18 protein-coding genes are annotated in these 22,207 nt (G+C 44.5%); 9 read left to right on the top strand and 9 right to left on the bottom strand.

The genetic code is table 11. The annotated features are described in order from the left end of the window. Positions 1 to 26: 26 nt before the first annotated feature. The 6 genes from IGI66_RS11790 to IGI66_RS11765 all read left to right on the top strand — a co-directional run bounded on the left by IGI66_RS11790 (position 27) and on the right by IGI66_RS11765 (position 9,656). A complete protein-coding gene (locus IGI66_RS11790) occupies positions 27 to 791 on the top strand; it encodes a pilin N-terminal domain-containing protein (protein WP_010779696.1) in 765 nt (254 codons plus the stop codon). Then, positions 788 to 2,449, top strand: a complete 1,662-nt coding sequence (locus IGI66_RS11785; protein WP_114524964.1) for a SpaH/EbpB family LPXTG-anchored major pilin — start codon at positions 788 to 790, stop codon at positions 2,447 to 2,449. Before IGI66_RS11790 ends, IGI66_RS11785 begins: the two co-directional genes overlap by 4 nt. Before the next feature lie 463 nt (positions 2,450 to 2,912). Then, positions 2,913 to 6,758, top strand: a complete 3,846-nt coding sequence (locus IGI66_RS11780) for a SpaA isopeptide-forming pilin-related protein (protein ID WP_438849109.1) — start codon at positions 2,913 to 2,915, stop codon at positions 6,756 to 6,758. Beyond that, entirely contained in the window at positions 6,758 to 7,525 is a 768-nt protein-coding gene (locus IGI66_RS11775; protein WP_431377801.1) for a pilin N-terminal domain-containing protein, read from the top strand. Before IGI66_RS11780 ends, IGI66_RS11775 begins: the two co-directional genes overlap by 1 nt. Beyond that, a complete protein-coding gene (locus IGI66_RS11770) occupies positions 7,515 to 9,113 on the top strand; it encodes a SpaH/EbpB family LPXTG-anchored major pilin (protein WP_438849108.1) in 1,599 nt (532 codons plus the stop codon). The genes IGI66_RS11775 and IGI66_RS11770 overlap by 11 nt, the downstream gene beginning before the upstream one ends. 225 nt (positions 9,114 to 9,338) lie before the next feature. Then, positions 9,339 to 9,656, top strand: coding sequence for a DUF4870 domain-containing protein (locus IGI66_RS11765; protein WP_010779703.1), 318 nt, complete (start codon positions 9,339 to 9,341; stop codon positions 9,654 to 9,656). A gap of 73 nt (positions 9,657 to 9,729) precedes the next feature. Here the strand turns inward: IGI66_RS11765 and IGI66_RS11760 are convergent, their stop codons facing one another. The 8 genes from IGI66_RS11760 to IGI66_RS11725 form a co-directional block, all read right to left on the bottom strand. Continuing rightward, positions 9,730 to 10,068 carry a RidA family protein gene (locus tag IGI66_RS11760; RefSeq protein ID WP_438849107.1) on the bottom strand — a complete coding sequence of 113 codons (339 nt, stop codon included), beginning with the start codon at positions 10,066 to 10,068 and terminating at the stop codon, positions 9,730 to 9,732. A gap of 121 nt (positions 10,069 to 10,189) precedes the next feature. After that, positions 10,190 to 10,366, bottom strand: coding sequence for a hypothetical protein (locus IGI66_RS11755; RefSeq protein WP_438849106.1), 177 nt, complete (start codon positions 10,364 to 10,366; stop codon positions 10,190 to 10,192). Between the two features lie 97 nt (positions 10,367 to 10,463). Continuing rightward, the gene (locus tag IGI66_RS11750) at positions 10,464 to 10,952 is read right to left on the bottom strand and encodes a MepB family protein (RefSeq protein WP_438849105.1); all 489 of its coding nucleotides are present in this window, start codon (positions 10,950 to 10,952) and stop codon (positions 10,464 to 10,466) included. 66 nt (positions 10,953 to 11,018) lie between these two features. Then, entirely contained in the window at positions 11,019 to 11,630 is a 612-nt protein-coding gene (locus tag IGI66_RS11745; RefSeq protein ID WP_438849104.1) for a Type 1 glutamine amidotransferase-like domain-containing protein, read from the bottom strand. Between the two features lie 141 nt (positions 11,631 to 11,771). Beyond that, entirely contained in the window at positions 11,772 to 12,281 is a 510-nt protein-coding gene (locus IGI66_RS11740) for a GNAT family N-acetyltransferase (protein WP_438849103.1), read from the bottom strand. A gap of 52 nt (positions 12,282 to 12,333) precedes the next feature. Next, positions 12,334 to 12,693 carry a DUF1304 domain-containing protein gene (locus IGI66_RS11735; protein WP_438849102.1) on the bottom strand — a complete coding sequence of 120 codons (360 nt, stop codon included), beginning with the start codon at positions 12,691 to 12,693 and terminating at the stop codon, positions 12,334 to 12,336. A 260-nt stretch (positions 12,694 to 12,953) separates the two neighbouring features. Then, positions 12,954 to 13,148, bottom strand: coding sequence for a hypothetical protein (locus IGI66_RS11730; protein WP_438849101.1), 195 nt, complete (start codon positions 13,146 to 13,148; stop codon positions 12,954 to 12,956). A 211-nt stretch (positions 13,149 to 13,359) separates the two neighbouring features. After that, positions 13,360 to 14,319: a hypothetical protein gene (locus IGI66_RS11725; RefSeq protein WP_438849100.1), complete on the bottom strand. Its 960-nt coding sequence runs from the start codon at positions 14,317 to 14,319 to the stop codon at positions 13,360 to 13,362. Between the two features lie 314 nt (positions 14,320 to 14,633). Between IGI66_RS11725 and IGI66_RS11720 the strand changes: the two genes are divergently transcribed. The 3 genes from IGI66_RS11720 (at position 14,634) to IGI66_RS11710 (ending at position 21,848) form a co-directional block, all read left to right on the top strand. Then, entirely contained in the window at positions 14,634 to 16,094 is a 1,461-nt protein-coding gene (locus IGI66_RS11720) for an NAD-dependent succinate-semialdehyde dehydrogenase (RefSeq protein WP_438849099.1), read from the top strand. A 405-nt stretch (positions 16,095 to 16,499) separates the two neighbouring features. Beyond that, the gene (locus tag IGI66_RS11715) at positions 16,500 to 19,754 is read left to right on the top strand and encodes a SpaA isopeptide-forming pilin-related protein (protein ID WP_438849098.1); all 3,255 of its coding nucleotides are present in this window, start codon (positions 16,500 to 16,502) and stop codon (positions 19,752 to 19,754) included. 600 nt (positions 19,755 to 20,354) lie between these two features. Then, on the top strand, positions 20,355 to 21,848 hold the full coding sequence (locus tag IGI66_RS11710; RefSeq protein WP_114524954.1) for a helix-turn-helix domain-containing protein: 1,494 nt from the start codon (positions 20,355 to 20,357) through the stop codon (positions 21,846 to 21,848). Between the two features lie 104 nt (positions 21,849 to 21,952). On the opposite strand, the gene IGI66_RS11705 is transcribed toward IGI66_RS11710, so the two are convergent. Then, positions 21,953 to 22,153 carry a hypothetical protein gene (locus IGI66_RS11705; RefSeq protein ID WP_314578154.1) on the bottom strand — a complete coding sequence of 67 codons (201 nt, stop codon included), beginning with the start codon at positions 22,151 to 22,153 and terminating at the stop codon, positions 21,953 to 21,955. Positions 22,154 to 22,207 lie beyond the last annotated feature (54 nt).

Here is a 22,207-nt window from a genome sequence, read left to right as displayed (position 1 = left end):
ATTCCGCTATAGAAGGGGGGCTGGAAATGGGAAAAAGAATTTCCTTCATAGTATGTCTGCTTCTAGGAATTTGTTGTTTTGGTATGACGGGTTTTGCGGCAGATGAACCAGATGAGCAAGTGGAGTTATGGATTCATACTTGGGGAGAAGATGGAAAGCAGGTCGAAGGAACACAAGGGTTGACGTTTGATGTGTATGATGTGACTCAATGGCGGAATAAGCGTGAGGGGGACGAAAAAGAGGACATAGAATATTTGCGGAATACGCACGCGACGAAAGAGAAGATGCAAAAATTTATCCAAGACGAGGGATTTAAAAAATGGAATGACTCAGAATTGGGCGTTGACGGCAGCGGGAATGTCTCATTCGATGTTCCGCGATACCAAGCTGGAAAGGATGCCGCCTATTTGATCCTGGCGAGTGGTGAAACAGGAAAATACCACATGACGCCGATCATTTTATACCTGCCTCAGAAACATCCTGAGACAGACGAGGAGGCAAAACGGCTGTTGATCTATGGAAAATACCAAGACATCAGCAAGCCGCCGATCCTCTCTTCTTCAGAACCGGAGCCGACCTCGGAGCCGGAACCAAGTGAGAGTTCCAGTGAGCCACTAATGGCTGAAACACCAAAACCATCTGATCAAAGTTTCACCGAACGAATGGCGAAAAAGTTCCCGGCCACCAATGATACCGTTCAAAATTATACTATTTTGGGAATGTTGTTCGTTCTTGTCGGCCTAATAGGAATTAGAAAAATGCAAAAGAAAACCAAGGGGGAAAAGAGATGAAAGCAAGAGGTAAAGTAATCAGTTTAGTGACCGCTATCCTTTGTTTAGTGCCGCTGTTTGTCGGCGCACTGGGATTTGGCGATCAGGCATCTGCAGCGATCGAAATGGTCAATGTAACATTGCACAAGAAAAAAATGGATGACTTCCCGATCGGCGGTATTCAGAATGACGGGAAAGAAATGGCGGATGAATTCGATAAATACGAACCGTTGGAAGGTGTGACATTCTCAGCGTACGATATTACAGATGATTTTTATACCGCATTGGACAAGGAATTAAAAGGCGATGAAGACCCTGCTGCGTATAAAGCAGTCGTGAAAAAAGTCATGGAGGGCTTCAAATTTTCTGATATCAAAATCAAAAATAAACTAGATTCACAATCGACAGATGATAGAGGGGAAGCAAAATTTAATTTACCAGATCGTAACAATAAAGGGATCTATCGCGTGTATTTCTTCGATGAAGAAGATGTGCCAGAAAAACAAAAATTTAGTCAACCCGTTATCTTGATGTTGCCATTCGTTCACCCAGAAGATGGCGAATTGCACGACGTTCACCTTTACCCGAAAAACAAAGTAGGGGGCGAAGTGAAGAAAGAATTAGTGAATGACGATTTAAGTGTCCCTGGTGAAAACGATGAAGAGCTTTATGATTATGAAGTTGGAAAGCAAATCAAATACAAAGCAACCTTCCAAATTCCTCACCAAATCGGTGAAAATGTAAAAGAAGGTACTAAAGAAAGAACACGTTACAGCCAATTGATCTTCAAGGATGAACTTAGTGCGATCGGTACGAAATTTGCGGGGATCGAAAAGATGGTGGCTGTAAACAAAGACGGACAAAAACAGGAAATCGTCGTAAAAGATTTCTTGAACTTTGCTGATAAAAACGGAACGTTCACTAACCATGTGAGCCAAACGTACGATAAAAGCAAAAAAGCCGGCTTTGAATTGAAGATGAAATTAAATGATAAATTTGCAACATCAAGTGATTACACAACATCTAGAGCAACAGCAGATTACTTAGCTAAATACGCAGGGCAAACGCTTGAGATCTACTACGGCGTCTTGCTGACAGAAGATACGCCAGTCGATGTAGACATCAACAATGATTTCACTGTTCGTTTAAAACAAGGCAGCGGCCAAGATGAAGAAGTTCAGACAGTGACAGACAAGCCAATCGTAACGACAGGTGGGAAGAAATTCTTCAAGCATGAATCAAATAAACCTGAACAAGGATTAGGCGGAGCGAAATTCATCCTGATTCGTAAAGAAGATGGCAAATACTTGAAGAAACCTGCAGGCAATGTTCGTACATGGGCAGCACCATCAGCAGGTAAATATCCTGATGCAGTAGAATTTATTTCAGGAGACGATGGGAAATTTGAGATCATCGGGGTCGAATTTGGTGAGTATCAATTAGTCGAAATCGAAGCACCAAAAGGCTTCCAAAAGTTGGATGCTCCTCATGACTTTGATATTTCAAAAGGCTCTTATGAAGGCGATTATGATTCATTAAAAGAAGACATCGAGAATGCCACTCAAGGCGGCTTCTTACCATCAACTGGTGGCGCTGGGATCGCAGCATTCTTAGTGATCGGGTTGAGCTTGATGGGTGTAGCGATCGTTCGTTACCGCAAAACACAACACGCAGCGTAACAGAATAATACAACTGATTTTAAGATGAGGTGCTCTTGCCTCATCTTTTTTTTGCGTTTAAAAAGCAGGGGAAAGGACAGGTTGTCAACCGTGACTTATCTTTGAACAAATAAGCTGAAAATCAGTGAAGACAGCGGGGAAAAGGAACGTTTTTGCCCGCTTTTTATAGGGAAAGGACCTGGAAATAAAAATTTCTAGGTTTTTTTTGTGCTTTTTTGGAATAATTCAAAACGTGAAAAAAATTTTCGACATTCAAACTTTATTATTCTTTATTTCAAATTAAGTAATTGGTTGGGATAACATTAAAAAATACAAAAAGACGGAAAACAACAATAAAATATCTATTTTGAATAACTAAAAAATATAAAAAAACACAATAAGCGAATAAAAATGATATCAGTTATTATGTTGGTACGTGGAAGGGAGAGTGGGTGAAAAAATTTTGAAAGGAGGAAATCATGTAATGAGAAAGAAACACTTACTCATGTTAATTGTTCTGCTGTTTTCTTTTATTGCTGAGACGATCCCGTCACTGGTGACCGCGCATGCTGAAACAACGAAGACGTCGCTGATCGATGAGAAATTCCTGTCGGTCGCCTATGAATACGAGCCACAGGATGACACCAATCGTTGGCGCATCACCTTCGACAGGCGAAGTCAAGACAAAACGAGCGACCAACGTCTCAAAATGAAAGTATCCAATGAGAAAGGAAATGTGATAACCTATCCGACAATAAAAGGCATGAATGAAAAAGATGGATGGCTGATAGAAAAAGAATTTTCGTCATCCATGGAAGGACAGCTCGTTTTTGAATTGCCCAAAACGGTTCAAAAACTCTATTTAGATGTGCAAATGGATGAGCAGACCCTTTCCCAAGCAACAAAAGAGCAGACGGCGAAAATACAAGAAAATATCTTGGATAGCGACGAGCCTTTTGTGTTGAAGGCAAACACCGAGAAACGTACATCGAAAAAAACAGCACAGACTTCGGAGAGCCAAAAAGAAGTCAAAGCAAGCGCGGAAGAAGTTATTGGTCCAAAACCGGAAGACACGGTGCCAGTGCCGGCAACGGCGGTCCCTGCCAACGGGCTGCTTCGAATGGACCCGCCGAAATATACCAACAAGAAACCGGTCTATATCGACGACGATGGCCTCTATCCAAATTGTTACTGGACGCCGACTGGGCAATCCAATGTCCGCAATCATCAAGGCGGGTATGAAAAGGACAGCGGCTGGGATGGTCTGACGAGTTGGGATGTTTCGTCGGATGACCGCACGAAATCGTATATCACATACGGTGTGGAAAGAACCAAGCCCAATATTTCGATGCGTAAATATGCGAGTGAAACATCTAAAGAAGACGAATTCAACGTCCGTCTGAATGTTCGCGGGAGCACCATTCCGAAGCCAGGGGTAGATGTTTGTTTTGTGCTGGATAATTCCTCATCAATGAAGGAACCAAAAGGAAACATCGGCGGCATGACGAGAAAGCGACTGGCAGTCAATTCGTTACAAAAGCTGGTGGATAAATTCAGATCTGCAAATCCTGAAACAGACAGTCTACGGATCGGCGGGATCGTTTATTCCTCTTCTGAAGGCTACGGCTTTTCAAACGAGACGGTGCCGATGTCGAGTAACGAGAACAATTGGAACAACTTGGTAAGAACTTACAGTAATTCTGAACCTTATGGGAATACTTATACTCAAAAGGCACTGATGAATGCCCAGACAATGTTGAACAACGCCAGCGGTACCAATCGCCGGAAAGTGATTTTTCTATTGACCGATGGGACGCCTAACTACAGTGCGGTCCCCCTCAATGCAGTGTCGGATCCTTCGATCTATTATGACGGCCTGAGAATCACGAGTTACGGCAGTATCGCTACTGGAAGTGACCTGGACTCAAAAGGACCATGGGACAGTTACTCACCGACGAAGATCTCTTATGGGTATCAAATGAGGGATGGGCATTGTCTCTATAGTCATTTGACACCTGTCAATTCAACCGCGGCGGATATCAAAGAACAGGGGATGGAAATCAATACGATCGCGATCAATATCAAAGCGAACGTCATTCCCGAAGAACGTCATACGACGGATGAATTGATCACGGGGCTGTACCGCATTGCGTCGAAAAAGGCGAATGCGACAGGGAATTCCCAAAACGATTATCAATTCTATCATGCGAATACGGCAGGAGACTTTGATATTTCCTTCGATGATTGGTTCACGTCAGTCATTCAAACAGTCGATAAAGGAAAGATCGAAGACCCGATCGGTGAGATGTTTGAATTAGTGGGGACACCGACGATCAAAGAAATCAAAAAATCGGGTGTGCCTGCGATCGAAACAAACAAATTGCCGACGAATCCAAAGGTTGAGAACCGAACGATCAAGGTCAACAATATCAATCTTTACGGGCAGCAAGAGGTCCAACTGGAGTACAAGGTCCGGCTGAAAACGGATCACAAGGATTATGAAGACAACATCTGGTACCAAACAAATGGAAAAACAACACTCGAACCGACACCAGAGCGGACAAACGATGTCCTCGAATTTGGGGTGCCTTCTGTTCGGAAAAAGAGCAAAAAAATCTGTATCCCGGTCGAAAAGATCTGGTCAGATAAACAAAAGGGATCGGAAAACTATTGGGGTCATAGAGCCGGTTCTGTGAACGTGGTATTGCAACGAAAAAGTGGGAATACATGGGTAGATGTTGAGACGAAGACATTGACTGGGGCAACGAACTGGAAGGCGATGTTTGAAGCAGACGGCGGTACACGCGTCTACAGAGTTCTTGAGCTGTCGCGAACATCCGGGTATGCCAAACCAGCAGCCAACGTCGATGAATTTACCGAGAAAACATTGCCGAGCAAAGGAGTTCTCATCACAAATAAATTGCTGACGGGAAAGGCAGTTATTTGCAAGTACAAAGAAGATGGCAAAACACCGTTTAGCAGCGACAAGCCGAAATTCTCGGTGCGGCGCAAGTCAGACGGCAAGGTGCTGGCGACCGATCTTGAGCCAGATGCGGATGGTCAAGTAACGATCGAAGGGATTCCGATGGGGGATTTCATCGTCGAAGAGTCCTATGTACCAAAGGGCTATGCCAAGATGGAGAACATCGAACTCAAAGCGGTGGAAACCAGTGCTGGCAACGACTTGACGATCACACTGAATGGAAAATCGTCTCCTTACAAGGTCGTCAACAAATTAGCAAAAGATCTAGAGATTCCAGTGGAAAAAATCTGGTCAGACAAAGTACAAGGAACCGACAATTATTGGGGTCTGCGCCAAATGTACATCCGAGTGAATCTGCAACGGAAAAATGGCAGTTCGTGGGAACAGGTGGAGCAAAAGATCTTAACGACGCCAAATGCCTGGAAGGAAACCTTCAAGAATCTAGAAGGGGGATCGACGGTCTATCGAGTTGTTGAAGAAACGCGGGCACCAGGGTATGCCAAGCCGACCTACAACTACACCGATAGCTTTACCGCGGCGACATTGCCGGCAGGCGGTATCAAATTAACGAACAAATTGTTGACGGGCACGGCTGTGATCATCAAGTACAAAGAAGACGGCAAGACACCGTTTAGCGGCGACAAGCCGAAATTCTCTGTGAAACGCAAATCAGACGGCAAAGTATTGGCGACTGATCTCGAACCAAACGCGAGTGGTGAGGTAACCATCAGCAACATTCCGGTGGGGGACTTCATCGTCGAAGAATCGTATGTGCCGGCAGGGTATGAAAAAATGGCAGATATCGACCTTCGTGCGGTGGAAAACACAGCGGGCACGGCGGTAACGATCACGTTAAATGGTAAAGCGTCGCCTTATAAAGTCACAAACAAGCTGGCTGACTTTACCTTGAAGATCAAGAAAGTCGATCAAGCAGGGAACGTCCTTCGCGGAGCAAGCTTCAGATTGATCGGAAACAGCTATGATCAGACCAAAGCGGACGGGCCGTATTTCGACTTTACCGGATTGCGACCAGGGGAATACAGTCTCTCGGAAACGGTCGTTCCAACGGGGTACCAAGGAATGAGCGGCACCGTGAGAATCAGTATCTCACAGACTGGAAATGTCACTGTCCAATCAAATCCGAATGTCAGCGGCACAGGCGGCATCGGCAATACCAACCTTATTCAACTGACTGTCACAAACAAGAAGCGCGGCGCAGGACCGATGCCAAGTACTGGCGGATCGGGCACGGCGATGTTCTTCAAAGTAGCAATCGGGGTTATTTCAACAGCGGGAGGACTGCTAGGCAGCCTCTACTGGCTTCACACTAAGAGGAGGGGATCGTAATGAAAAAAATGATTCTGCTCTTGGGACTGATTCTGGGGATTTGTAACATGGGGGTTACTGCTTTTGCAGAGGAAGGTCAAGTGGAAGTACAGATCAATACACGAGACGAAAAAGGCTTCGCCTATGAAGGGACCGAGGGCATCACGTTGGATGTTTACGACCTGACCGAATGGCGCAGCAAACGAGCAAGTAGTGAAAAAGATGATAAAAGATACATCTTAGATACGTATTCGTCGAAAGAAAAATTGCAGGCATTTGTGAAGGACGAGGCGCTGCGCAAAATCAATGGCGCATCACTCGGACTCGATGATGCCGGGAGCACCACGCTCCAGCTTCCGCGTTTCCAAAACGACAAAGACGCGGCGTATTTGATCCTTTCCTCTGGTGAAACAGGGAAGTATCATATGCTGCCGATCATCGTTTATCTGCCGCAGCGAATGGCTGATTCGACAGTGGAATACGGACACTTGCTCTTTAACTGCAAGTACGACGAGATACCGACGACACCAACAACAGAACCACCACCGACGACACCAACGACACCAACGACACCGACAGAACCGCCGGTAACAGATAGCTCAGGACCAAGGAAAATACCAGTTGATCCACCAAGTGATGGAGGGGAGGGACCGAAACGTTATCCAGGAAAGGAACTTCCTTCTACAAATGAGTTGATTCGGAATTATTGCTTTCTAGGGTTGTTGCTAATGGCTGTTGGGTTGTTTGGATTAAACAAAAACAAGGGGGAAAAAAACAATGAAAAATAAGAAAAAATGGGTTGCGATCTTGACCGCATTGGTCTGCATGGTTCCTTTACTAGCAGGGGTGCTAGGCGGAGGAGACAGTGCGCATGCCGCAGATTCAGTCAATGTGACGTTACACAAGAAAAAAATGGACGAGTTTCCAAATAGCAGTCTTGAAAATACCGGGAAAGAAATGAGCGAATTTGATCGCTACGAAGGCTTCCAGGGCGTGACTTTCTCAGCATGGGACATCACGGAAGATTTCTACAGCGAATTAGACGCGACATTAGATGGAACAGAGACCGATGCAGAATACAATGCCAAAGCAAAATTGATCATGGATCAGTTTGACTTGACGAACGCAGCCAATGCGACAAAAGTCGGCTCTGATCAAACAACAGACGCAAACGGCGAAGCGAATTTTGCCAACCTGCCAGCGAAAAATGCTGATGGTTCGTACAAAGTTTATTACTTTGAAGAGCATGCACAAACAGGCGTTGTGATCGGTTCGTACAAACTGATCTTGATGTTGCCAATGAAAGACAGCAATACTGAATTGACAAACATTCACTTGTATCCAAAAAACAAAGTAGAAACTGAAAAACCTAAAAAAGAATTAGTAGACGAAAACGGTGATCCATTGCCGCCACGTCCAAATGGCGCTTACGACTTTGAAGTAGGTCAAGAAATCTATTACCGTGCTACGTTCCAAATTCCTAGCCAAATCGGCGACATCTTGCCGAACGGGACGCCTCGCTACAGCAAATTAGACTTCAGCGATGCGGTGGACCAAACAGGTGTGAAATTTGAAGAGATCAGTCAAATCACCATGAATGGCACACCAATCAACGCCGCAGAATTCTTAGGAGCACCTTATGCGACAACGACCTATACAAATGATGGGGCAGATTTCTCTGGCTATGCTGGCTTCGATGTGGCGATGAACTTGACCGGTACAGCAGGTGCAGCAACAGCGAACTACTTGAGTCAATATGCAGGCAAAATGATGACGATCTACTACACGGTTTCATTCACCGAAGAAACACCTGTAGACTTGGACATCAACAATGAATTCACTGTTACGATGAACCACGACGGCGGGTCAGACGAAGTGAAGACAAATGACCCAGTCGTTCCTCCAATCACAACAGGCGGGAAGAAATTCTTCAAATACACAGATGGTTCTTCAAAAGAAGCATTGCCAGGTGCTGAGTTCGTTGTGATCCGTGAAATCAATGGAGTCGATCACTACCTGACAGCCGATGCAACGTCTATGACTTGGACAGCAGTCGGTGCAAACGAAGATTACGCAACTGCAACAAAATATGTTTCCGGCGCAGATGGTCGTTTCCAAGTAACAGGTCTTGAATACGGCACATACTACCTACGTGAAACAAAAGCACCAAATGGCTACTCTAAATTACAAAACGACGTAGAATTCACTGTTGCGAAAGGCTCATTCAACGCAGCAGCACAAGAAATCGAAAACGTGACAAAAGGCGGCTCGCTACCATCAACTGGTGGGATGGGGATCATTGCCTTCATCGTGATCGGTCTTGGCTTGATGGGCGCAGCAATCGTTCGCTACCGTCGTGTACAATTTGAAGCATAAGTAAAAGAAACGAGCAGAAGGCGAGGGCCCTCTGCTCGTTTTTTTGTAAGTTTATTTTTAAACCCACAGGCTCCTTTAGTTCCTCTAAACATGGGCTAGCGTTCATTCCTCTTGTCTAAACGAATCAACTGTGTCGCATTACTCGACATAGTTGGTCGTTTTTACAACAGTTTCTTTCGCTAAACTACTTGTAGAAACGAAACACAGTATGTAGGAGGAAATACAATGAACGAACGAAAATTATTGAATGGCCTGTCGTATATCTCGATTGTTTTTGCCCCAATCCTTTTTCCATTGATCGTATGGATCGCGAGTCAGGATCTAGATGTAAAGGGACACGCCATGAACGCATTAAAATTACATTTGATCCCCGTTCTATTGACAGCAATCGTTACAGTCATTCTTGGATTCACCGGACTTTTAACGAATGATCCGCAATCAACCGGCTATGTCGGTGTGGTTTTATTGGGCATCGTCGGTTTAGTGGATGTCAGTCTAGCTGTTTACAATATTGTAAAGGGAATAAAATGCTTCATGGGATAGTCGTGAATAGAATAGAAAAAAGAGCGGACAAAATTCTGTCGGCTCTTTTTGTTTGGGGGAAATGAATTTCCAGCTATTTAAGTGCAACGGTGGCATCTATCTCTACCTTGAACTTGGGATTTACCAAACCTGCGACGATCACTACTGTCATCGCAGGTTTGTTTTCTCCGTAAAAGTTTACTAAGGCCGTTCGAAGGGGCTCCAAAAAGGCTGCATCGGTCAGGTAGACGTTCATTTTAACGATGTTCTCCGAACGCGCGCCGTTATCGTCTATTAAGGAAGCGATTTTTCCGACAACGATTTTTAGTTGTTCGGTAATGTCTTCTGGAATGAAGGTGTCCTTTTGAGGTGTTTGCCCAGAAATAATCAGTAACGATGAATCGGTAATAATGCTGTCAGAATAAATAGCCATAAAAACACTCCTTGTATTCGTATCGTAAGCGGAAATCACACAGGAGAATCATTGAACGCACACGATCACGAACGATTTTTAATAAAAAAAAGTCTCATGGAAGAGACCGAAGTGACACACACTATGGTTTTTTTTGCGTGGCAACAAAGCGGGCGGCAATGTAATAAAAAAGAGTACCAAATGCCCCTGTAGCCCCAACAAGAAAATACCAATTGGATGTATATATTGAAAGTCCAAAAAAGAACAATAGAATGATCGATGTGATTGCAATGCCTAAATTTGCTTGTTTTAGACTCAAATGAATCGCCCCCTTAATTAGTTCATTAAGTATAGGATATCCGAAAAAAGGATTCAATCATTTTGCTGACAACTATTTTGTTTATCTGACCAAAAAATTACTTATCTATCCCATCAAGCAGAGACTTCTTTTCGACGCCTCGATTTTCTGAGGTATCCGTAAAGTATTCTATTTGCCAGCTTTGGGTCATGCGTGCCGTTTTATTTAGTCCCTGTTCCCATGTCGGATAAACACGCAATGCCATTTTTCCTTTTGTGTCGGGTCCTTTCAGGATTCCTTTTTCCAACAATCGTTTTTTAGGAAAAATAAAATGCCCAGAGAAGGGAGCATCAAGGACCGTAACGATCACTTTTTCGGGACTGTCCTCATAGGAGAAGGGATGGTTCGTTCCGGTGGGATCTTTTTCCCAAAAAGCGACAAAATAGCCCTTCTTCTTGGGCGTTAATTTCCCACGTCGGCTGCGGAAGGACGTTCCCACTAGCGAAAAGGTGGCACCTTCGTAGGCGTCATTTTGTTTTTCTAACTGGAGATGCTGGCGGCTGCCTTTGATCAATTGGTTATTTAAATAAGTGAGTGAAGCGTACAAGTTTTTTCCTCCTGACGAATAAACGAGCGTACCAGACACTCCTCGTACGAAGTCTCCTCCAAAAATTTAGATCACTTCAAATGTCGTTCCATTGACCAGGAGTACTTCATCATTTTTAAGTGGGATCAAATCTTTTTTATCCTGATTGTTTTCAACAATCGTCGTTGTGATCTCTGCAAAGGGTTCTTCTTTATAATGGGGCAGCGGGTAATAAGGAATCACGTTCAGCCCTTGCGTTGACTGTAAAGAAGAGGCTTTAGAGCGGTCGTCTAAAGGAGAAATATAATCGATCGCGGCGGAAGTGATCACGGCACCGGCAGATTCACCGATGTACATTTTTCCAGCCTTTATTTGTTCGATCAAAACCGCAAACGTCCCGGAGCGATACAATTGTTCCAGCAAATAGAACGTATTGCCCCCTGAGATATAGATCACCTCATTTTTTTGTAACATGTGCGCGATAACTTCGGGAGATTCGGAAGAAATATCCACTACATCGATCGTAAACTGAAGTCGCTTGAAAATCTCTAAGGCCTCCTCGACAAAAAAATCTACTTCCTCGACGAAACTGGCGGTTGGGATAAAGGTTACGCTTTTGTTATAGGGAAATTGCTTCAAATACGCGGCAAATTTCGCTTCTACATCCGAAAAGGAAGAAGCTAAGAACATCGTCATCATAAAAAAACCTCTTTCTTATTTATAGTTGATTATATAATAGCAGTTATAACTAATTTTATCAAACGTATGTTCGGTTTGCGGGCAAAAAAAATAGCCGATCGATAAAGTAGTTTTTACAGACCACTTATTTATCGGCTATTTTTATAGAATGTCGTCCCAGTTCGTCCCGCGTTCGACGAAACCGATCGTTTTGTATAAACGGTAAGCGGGGATGTTCTTGGCTGCGACAACCAAGAAAAGCTCCTGATGCTGCTTCGACTTTTTTAGTTCTTCTTTTGCCTGCTGGATCAATTGCCTCGCAAGACCGTTTCCTTGCTGCGTTGGATGGATGGCGACGTAAAGAATCAACGGGATTCCACGAAACAAGGAAGTGATCAATGTGCCGATCAGCGTTTCTCCGTGGAAGAGATTAAAGGATAAAGAAGGGAGAATTTCTCCGTATTTACCCGTCATCGTGGAAGCGACTTCGGTTTCCCATTCCTCCAGAGACTCTCCTTGATCATCGAGGGAATCTTTAAAAGAGTCATACAATAATTTTGCGAGGCGTTGCTCTTGGCTGTCCAACGGTGCCAAGTGATACCCCTCAGGCAAGGCGCAAAGAGAAGGTTCTGTTGGTTGTTCCTTTAGCGTAAATGACAAAATGTTCCGCATGAATTCTTTGCTCCTTTGACTGTTATTGGGGGCTCGCTATGACAGTGCTTGTTTAAAAGAAAGTGGTAAGCAACGTCAAGATAGCAAGTCCGCCTTGAGTAACGATTATTTTTTTATCGCTGGTCAGGCTGCCGTACAAGGCAACTAAAATGATGTAGCAAAGGATCAATCGATTGATCTCTACTGAAGCGTTGGATGAAAAAATACTGTAGATCAGACCAATTCCAAGTAGACCATTATAGATTCCTTGATTTTTGAAGAGGGTAGCGACAGATTTTCTATTTAGCTCGTCCTTCGACATCCGAAATACCTTGCTGGTAGCTTTTGAGGTAGTAGCAAAAGTTTCTAAATACATAATATAAAAAAATTCCAGTGCAACCAACAGCGTTAGGATTGTTGTTAGTAATGACATGATTCATTCTCCTTAAAATAAACATTGTAATTGAAATTATAGTAAAGAAATAATATTCGGTCAACGAATAACTCGGAGAGAAAAACACGACTATACCAATGACATAAAAAATAAGCAGCGAAGGACTCGCTGCTTGAAGGGTCTAAAGGAGTAGGGGGCAAAAATACGCCTCATTAAAAAAGCATCATGAGGATGAAAAGTGAAACAAGTTCTTGCGAGAAAAATACCAGGCACGCCTTGTTCCCGTTAGAGCTGGTCAATCAGCAACACTCTTCACAGGAGGAAAAATGTTTGTCCGGAGCTTCTGTTTTGGCGATGCTCAAGGCCTCTTCATAGGTCGTGGCCTTTCCGATCAAACTCCGTTCAGAAACTTCTGGTAAGAAATCGCAAGTATCCGTATGGATCAAGTGTTCATTCGTGCGTGTGGGTGTATCGCAATAAAAAAAGAAGTTCAACTTAAATCACCTCAGTTATTTATTTATGAGAAGAGTATAACAATAAAACGATTACAAAGTAAATGCTCTTTTTATTTACTGTGCATTTATAAGCGCTATTCGGGGATTTCTTCTTATTTTTATTGAGGTTTTTGCAGAGGATGCGCCTTGATTTCTATTTTTAAGCAGCACAAATAAACGTGGGGTAGTTAAAAAATTGAAAAAGGGCACGTTACAGTTTGATCATCTGCAATAATTTGTCAAAAAAGGTTTTATCTGGCGACGCGGGGAGCGGGGCATGATCAGATACAGAGACTGATGGATCTGCTGGGGCGTCGGCTATTTTATGCAGGTGCTCCTTACTTGAATTGCCTATGAAGGCCTTAGATGGAGGCGATGGCGGCAGCGTCGCTTTTTCAAGGGCGCGTTTTTTCCGATGCGCGTCATAGGTTTCTTCTTTCTCCATGACGTTGGTTGTTGCTGGGGCAGAGGTTGCTTCGACCGCTTTGTTGACGGGGACAGGGGCTTTTTTCGTTGTCGCTTTTTTGACCGCTTTGCCCGCAGGTTCTTTCTTTTCCTCGCCAAAATGACCGAGGTGTTTCACTTCGTAAGTATCCCCCGCGACAAATTCTGCGAAACGATTGATCCCGTTGGATTCAAAAATCGATAGGGTGGTCAGGATCGTCATTAAGCTGCTAAGTGCGTCGGCTGATTTTGTCGGATCGGTATTTTTCAGCACCCATGTCTGTTTTCTTCCGGCGCTGGTGCGAAAGACGGTGTGGGTATTATAGGTGACACTAGGATCACTGGGCTCCTTCTCTGGGGCATCGAGGACAAGATAGTCGATGGCGGCAACGGCTGTTTTGGTGAGTTGGCGGTAGTGTGTTTTATCCGTGAACAGGCGCGTGCACACGGATTCCCACTCGTTTTGCTGGAAGTAGCTGCGGAAATAGGGCAGAAAAGTGCGCAAAGTATCTGATTGTTTGGCAGTTAGGTAAATCGAGCGGATGAGCTCTGGAAACATCATAGAGAAGCCGCCTAGTGTGAGACTGTTGCGGACAAGAATCGCGACTGCGTACTCAATGACATTGTCGGCGTGTTGGCTTTCTTTGTAATAGGCATTCACTCGTTTTTCAAGGCTGGTTCTTTTCATGGTAAAAAGCTGTCTTCTTTCTAGTGGCTTGATGGTCATAGTGGCTTCTCCTTTGGCTGCGTAATTGCTGGATTTTTTTTCATTAGTGTTTTTTCTATACTGCTATCATACAACGAAAACCCTTTCATGAGTTTGCCTACTTTTTTCAATAAATTAATACTTTTGCATAATTTTTTTTTAGGTCTCGCGTCTTTTTCGTTAGTTTGTTCTAAGTTTTTTCTATAACAAGCCGATTTTTTGAGCTTTGATTTTATCCGTGTTAGGGTGAATCATGTAGTAGGCAGCGGGAAAATCAGGCTGTCGAAGGAATAGAATCACTACCACACATGAGAAAATAGGAGGAAATTAGACACATGGCAAAACATCAAGGATTACCAGCAGTCGAAACACGTCTCTATATTAACGGTAAATGGGTGGAAGGCTCAGAAGGCACGGAACCCGTGACCAATCCTGCGACGGGGGAAACCTTAGCAGAGGTTCATGTCGGCGGTGAAAAAGAAGTGCACGCATCGATCGAAGCAGCGAACAAGGCGTTTCCTGAATGGACACGCAAATCCGCGGCAGAACGGGCTGAATTAATGAATAAAATGGCGGATCTCGTGGAAGAAGACGCGGATCGTTTAGCGACCATTATGACGATGGAACAAGGGAAACCCCTAACACAAGCAAAAGGTGAGATCCAAACAAACGTGGAGAATCTGCGGTGGAATGCGGCAGAAGGACAGCGAGTGCTTGGCGAGATCGTCCCATCACCAGCTACGAACCAGTGGCAGGTGCGCAAACAAGCGGTAGGTGTCGTTGGCGCGATCACCCCATGGAACTTCCCGTCAAATATGATCATTCGGAAAATCTCTCCGGCGATCGCGGCCGGCTGTACCGTGATTTTAAAGCCATCAAAGGATACGCCGCTTTCTGCATTGGCGTTGATGGAATTGTTCGACAAGGCAGGCTTTCCTGAAGGTGTCGTGAATATCGTGATGGGGGATTCCTCCACGATCGGACAAGTATTGTCAGAATCAGACGATGTTCAAAAAATCACCTTTACCGGTTCGACTGAAGTAGGGCAAACGCTGAATGAACAAGCAGCACCTACATTGAAGAATGTTTCAATGGAATTAGGCGGACACGCACCGTACATCATTTTCCCAGATGCGGACATCGAACGAGCGGTGGATACGCTGATCCAAACGAAATTTATCAACAACGGGCAAGTCTGCACGTCACCAAATAGAATCTTTATCCACAAAGACATTAAAGAAGACGTGACGAATCGTTTAGTGGAAGCAATCAAAGAAGTAACGGTAGGCAATGGCTTAGACGATACGACCGTTGGCCCATTGATCAATAAAGACGGCGTCGAAAAAGTCGTGGAGCAGTTGAAGGATGCGACGGACAAAGGCGCGAAGGTCTTAGCAGGCGGACACAAGCTGGAAGACGGCGAGTACGCAAATGGGAACTTCTTTGAGCCGACGATCCTAGACGGTGTCACGAAAGAAATGGACATCTTCTATAAAGAAACCTTTGGCCCTGTCATTCCATTGATCACGTTTGAAGACGAAGAAGAAGTCATCAAAGATGCGAACGATACAGAATTCGGATTGGCCTCTTACTTCTTTGCGACAAATATCCATACCATCGACAATGTCAGCAACAAGCTGCAATATGGGATGGTGGGTGTGAACGATACCGATATTTCGAATTCCGCAACCCCATTCGGCGGCGTGAAGCACTCTGGCTTTGGTCGCGAGAACGGCACATACGGTGTGGAAGAATACGTCGAAGTGAAATTCGTCAACATTCGCACAGCGAAATAACCCCTTTATATAGTAGGAAACCGACAATTCCAATGGAGTTGTCGGTTTTTTTTGCGGGGATTTTTCAAGTGATTGCTTAGGACTATTGAGAGCAAAACAAGAGGGTTTTTGCAACTAAGAGAAAATATGAAAAAAAGAGGTTCTTATTGGCGAGAAAAGCCGGTCTTTTCTATATGTTTAAATTAAATTAACTTTATAAATACTCAAAAAGACTAGAAACAGTTAAAAAAAGGCGTTAAATAACTAAAATCGCAGACTATCTAAATTAATTATAATCTGAAATACGCCGATTACTCGCTACTTATATTCTTTAAAAAAACGCTAAATGGTAAAAGAAGCACAAAAACAGGCCGCCCTCTTTTCGATTAAACTAATACTGAGAAGAAAAACTATGGGGGGATGAAAGTGACTAAAAAGATGCGGGTACTGACATTACTAATGATGCTTTTTTCCTATTGTTCCAGCCTTTTTATCGGGGGAATCACTGTTAAGGCGGAGGAGCAAGAGATAGAACTATATAATCAAAACGATTTACTGATTACGTGTTCCTATCATGTGGAGAAACAAGCCTCAGAAAATGTGTGGTATGTAAAGATCGAGCGAGCCTCGAAAAAAGCGGACCGCCAGCAGCGGCTCAAGCTGAAGCTGACAGATGAGACGGGCCAAAAGAGGACCCATCTAGATGTGGAGGGAATGGAAGAGGACGAAGAATGGTTTGTGGAGACTGCATATGCCTCATCAGCCAAACAGACGCTTTCCGTCAAATTGCCAAAAAAAATCAAGGAGCTTTTCCTCACGGTCCAGCTGGATGAACAGGCAGAGGAAGATGGCAAAACAACGATCAAGGAAAATCTGCTTCCTAAAGAGGTTCGCTGCAAGCTAACGTTAGAGAAGAATGATGCTGTGAAAGAATCCACCACCGCTCAAAGATCCAATGAAACGACGTATTCTTCATTCGTTGGTCCAACGGTAAAAGCCAGTCAGGCGGCGAACGATGGGCTGAGTTTGCGCAGCGGCGCGAAAGGGTTGACGCAGAATCTGCCGTTATACACCAATAAAAATCCAGAGTATACGCCAACAGATCCGCAAAAGGGAACCTATCCCATACATTCATGGAAGCCGACGAATTCAGAGAATGTCTTGAACCATCAAGGAGGAGTAGAAAATGTCGCCGGTTGGGACGGAAAAACAAGTTGGAATACGGGAAGTCCTAATTTGACCAATTCTTACATTCACTATGGCTACAATCAGGATGTGGCGGACAAAGCCAGTTTGTCGATCCGTAAACTCGCGATGGCAACGGATAAAGACGATGAGTTCAACGTCCGATTGAATGTTCGCGGGCAGACGAATTACGAGCCGGGGCTGGATATTGTCTTGCTGCTGGATAATTCAAAATCGCTGAATTCAGGGCCTGGGTATCAAACAACGAAGCAAATATCACTAGAGATGGTTAAAAAATTAGTCGATAAGCTTGTGACCTTAAGAAAAACAGGCAAGGCAAACATTCGTCTAGGAGGGCATTCCTTTGCTGGATACGAAGATGAAGGATATGGAAACGGCAGCTTTACTACGCAATTGACGGACAATACGGAGACCTGGAAGACGATTTATGGGGATCAAGGATATGGCGTCTATGCTGGCGGCGGCGGGACATTCACCCAACGGGGGCTTGTCGAAGCAAATGAGCTCTTTAAAAAAGCTGAAAAAGCCGATACAGCCGCCGGGAAGACGTATAATCGGAAAAAAATGTTAATGATTTTCACCGATGGCGCGCCAAATCGAAGCTGGAAACCGCTGCAGACGGCCTATGATTCGGAGATGTATTTTGATAAGGTTCGGGTCTTGAAATCAGATGATAAAAGCGGCAGCTATTACAAAGACGGCTTGGCTTTAGGGGCGACTTCGCCAAAAACGAAATTTAACCAAGGAACGGTCTATGGCGGACAAACGATTTGGAGTCATTTGACGATTGCGAATTCAGCGGCGAAGGACATAAAAGAAGATGGTGCAGAGATTCATACGATTGCTGTGAATATCAAAAGAGAGACAGGGGAAGGGCATAGTGAAAGTGAAATCGTTCAAGGAATGTATCGAATGGCCAGCAGAAAAGCGAATGCTACCGGTTCGTTAAGCAATCAAAACGATTACTTTTTCCAAAAAGGAAGCACGAGCGACATCGAGACTTACATCGAAAATTGGTACCAAGAGATTGCGCAGAGTATCAGTAAAGCAAAAATAAACGATCCGTTGGGGGACATGGTGGATTTGGTCGGCACACCAACGATCAAAAGAGTCGCGGGAGGAAATGACTTTCCGATTCCTACGGTCGATGTAAAAGACAACAGACGACGACTTTTAGTAGAGAATTTAAATCTGTTCAAAGGACAGGAGATCCAGATCGACTACACTGTCAGACTACGAACAGACGATTCCAATTATGTTCCTGGGAAATGGTATCAAACCAATGGTCAAACGACCTTGGAGCCCTCGTCGGAGCGTTCGCCGGACGTACTGGACTTTGGGGTTCCCTCGGTTCGTAAAAAGGATGATCGGCCAACCTTAGAAGTCCCTGTTGAAAAGAAATGGGAGGATACGCGGAGTGGCGCAGCAGATTTCTGGGGCTTGCGTCCGGATAAAGTAGGGGCGGTCTTACAGAAAAAGGACGGCGGAAAATGGGTCGATGAGAAACAAATAGAGGTCACCAAAGCTGGAAACTGGAAAGCCCTATTTGATCCAGTCATGGGCGGCGACACCTTGTATCGGATCGTCGAAAAGGAGCGAGTAAAGGGCTATGCGGCGGCAACCTATACGCCGACTACTTTCACGGAAGCCAGTTTAGGCGCTGCTTCTGGAACGATGACCAACAAGCTGCTGACGACGAATTATACATTTAAGAAGTTCTCCCACGATGGTCAGACGGCCTTTAAAGGAGCGAACAAACCGAAGTTCAAGGTGACCCGACAGGCCAAAGACGGCTTAGGAGAGAAAGTCGTTGTCGCGAATCTGGAGCCAGCGGATGACGGAACCGTACGGATCGAAGGGTTGCCCATCGGCAGTTATACTGTCGAAGAAACCCATGTTCCGACAGGTCACCAAAGGATGTCGGCGTTTACGATCGATGTGACAGAAAATACTTCGGGCACTGCTGTCATTGCGAAGGTTGCGGGGCAAAGCGGCTCGCATACCGTCGTAAATAAATTGCAGGCGTTCACCCTGCTTGTTTCTAAAGTGAACCATAATGGTGCTGCGCTAGAGGGGGCGACCTTCAGCGTGACGGGACCGAATGGGTATAATAAAAAGATTTCGACAGGCTCGAGCTTTACCTTCACTGATCTCATTCCAGGAACCTATGTCCTGACCGAAGAAAATGCACCCAAGGGGTACGTGGGGATGACAGAACCTCTCACGATCACGCTCAATACCGATGGTTCCGTGGTGTTTGGAGAGATAGAGAACAAGCCCATGGTCACAGGCAGCGCCTCCTTGAGTGAAAACAAGATGACTGTCACCGTCAAAAATACGCCCGTAGGCACATTGCCGAGTACGGGAGGCGGCGGAACCACGCCCCGCTACCTTCTTATTGCCGCTTGCGGGATGGTCGGCCTCTCATTATTAGGTTTCCTGCTGGTAGTAGAGAAAAGACGGTCCAACTCGTAAGCAATAAAACATTCTGAAAGCACTCGAATTGATTCGAGTGCTGTTTTTTTGTACACAGAATGTTAAAAAGCGGGAAATAGGAAGGATTTATTATTTTATCTAGGAAAATATCCAGAAAACATACGGATAAAAGTAGATTATTCTCTCGAAGACCTGAGCGAAGTATCAATTATTCAAACAAAACAAAAAAAATTCAACTATTAGTTTCTAAAAAAATTTATTTTAAATTTAGAAAGTGAGTTAAATAACGAATGATTTTTAAAAATACCTCTTTAGAACAAATACAATCTGTCTTTAGATAACGGTCTTTTTTTAAAAGGGGCAAAAAGCAGAAATGTATTATATCAGTTACCATGAATATACAGTGAGACAACGGATAAACCGAAGCAATAAGCGAGTCCCTTTTATTGTTTGGCTTTTTCTTTTGTCACTCGCTTGATACGAAGGAGGTGGTCGCGCAATCAAAGGCGCAGGCAATAAGAGTTTTACTAAATGACGCATGTGTGAAGCTGAAGGGGTTTTGCTTCATACGCAAATGACGTGAATGTTTTAGTTACTGTTTGTGGGGTACACAGAGGAGTTAAAAAAGAGGGTGAAAATGTGGATTTTAGAGAGATATTAGGGGTTAGTAACCTTCGACATCTGCGTTTAGTGGAGATACTATACGCCTGTCGGGTCGGTCTATCCAGTGACCAGTTATTAGAGGAGTTGGAATGCTCGTTGTCGGTTTTATTAAAGGATGTCAAACTGATCAATAGTCAGCAAGACGCCTTTCGAATCGTAAAATATAAAGGTCTTTACCAGTTGCAGATCAAATCGCATGTCAGCATCAACCGATTGTATGCCGACACGATCCAGCAGTCACCAGAGTTTCAGATAATCGAAGAGCTGTTGTATGAAGAATGCGAAAACATCATTGATTTATCGAAAAAGCTCTTTTTGAGTCCGTCCAAAACACAGCGGAATCTCAAAAAGATCGAGAGCGTCTTGACCAAATCAGGCGTCACCTTGCAGTATCGGCCGTTGCGCCTTGAGGGCAAGGAGAGCGTGATCCGTCACATGTATTACCGCTACTTCATCGAAAAATCAGACCGTCTGGATTCGCTGTATCGGGATTTGAAGGAATTTCAGATCAAGGCGATCACAGAGCTGGTAAATCAATTCATTCAAGTAAATAAATTAGAGGACAACTTTATCTCGCGGAAGCGGCTCGGGTACAACATGTATATCAGCTTGTGGCGGATCAAGAATGGTCATTTTTATCCAAAAGCCGAGCTGGACAGTGACTTGATGCTGCCGGAGAGACAGCTATTGGATGCCTTCAAGAGAATGGCGATGGAAGTTTTCCGCGTGAAGCTGTCTTCGGATAAAATCAAGGACTGTCTCTGGCTGTCCTATGGCGATGTGGTGGTGGCAGGCAAAGGGCAGCTCCACAGCGCATTGAAAAAAGAGGACACCTACGCGGAGTATTATTACCGTCATTTGGAGCTGGTGGAGGAATTCGACAGTCTGCTGAATTTCTCATTAGGCAACGGGAAGAAGCAGGAATTGGCGGTCGTTTTGATGAATGAGCATCGGATCTATGAGCCTACTGGTCAATTGATCGAGATCCTGTTCCGTCAGCGGCGGATCTTCCTTGAAAAATTATCAGAGACCCATGATCAGGCGGTGAAAAAGGTGAAGAAGATCGTGGAGTATTTTGTCAGACGCTATCAGATGTATCAGGAAGAAGACTTTATCTGGAACTACGTGTACATCCTGATCACGATGGTGCCGCAAAGCTTGACGCTCTTAGCAAGCTGTGACCGCCCGTTGAAGTTGCTGCTGTTGTCTGAGCTGTCGCCGACCGAAGAATTTTTCTTAGGCAATCAAATCGAAAATCAAATCTACGGAAATTTTGAGGTCCATTATGTCGAAAAGAAACTCAGCAACGTGAACATCAATCGTTCCGAGCTGGAAAAATATGACGCACTGATCACATCGAGCAGTGTCGAAGAAGTACCGGAGGAGTATCCAACAGTGGTGATCGACCCATTCCTGACAAATCAGGATGTCTTTCAACTACAACAGCTCATTAGTAAACTGGCTGGTTGAAAGGGTCCGTTGCTGCCCCAGAAAGGTCAAGGGTTAGAAGATCTGATCATCCCCAGAAAAATAGGCAGTGAGAAAATCGATTGATTTTCTAGCCGCCTGTTTTTTTACGATCGAAGGATTTTTTTCGGTTTTACAGTATACATGGTCTCCTGAAGTGTCTGTCGAGGGGCTGTCAACTGATCCAAGATCTTGTAAGCGTGAGTGAAATTCCTGGCGTCGACTTTGTCAAAAAAATTGCGGCCTAATTCCTCAAAGGCTTTGGCCAATCGTTCTTCATCTGCTGGCAACTCGTATTTTGCGATCATGAGGTTCCCTCCTCCAATCAACTAAGGCTTTCTGACGAACAGCTACACGTTTAT

It is taken from the genome of Enterococcus sp. AZ048 (assembly GCF_051715125.1).
Lineage (GTDB): Bacteria > Bacillota > Bacilli > Lactobacillales > Enterococcaceae > Enterococcus_A > Enterococcus_A gilvus.
The sequence above is the reverse complement of the archived record's forward strand: the minus strand, read 5'-3'. Positions and strand labels throughout refer to the sequence as shown.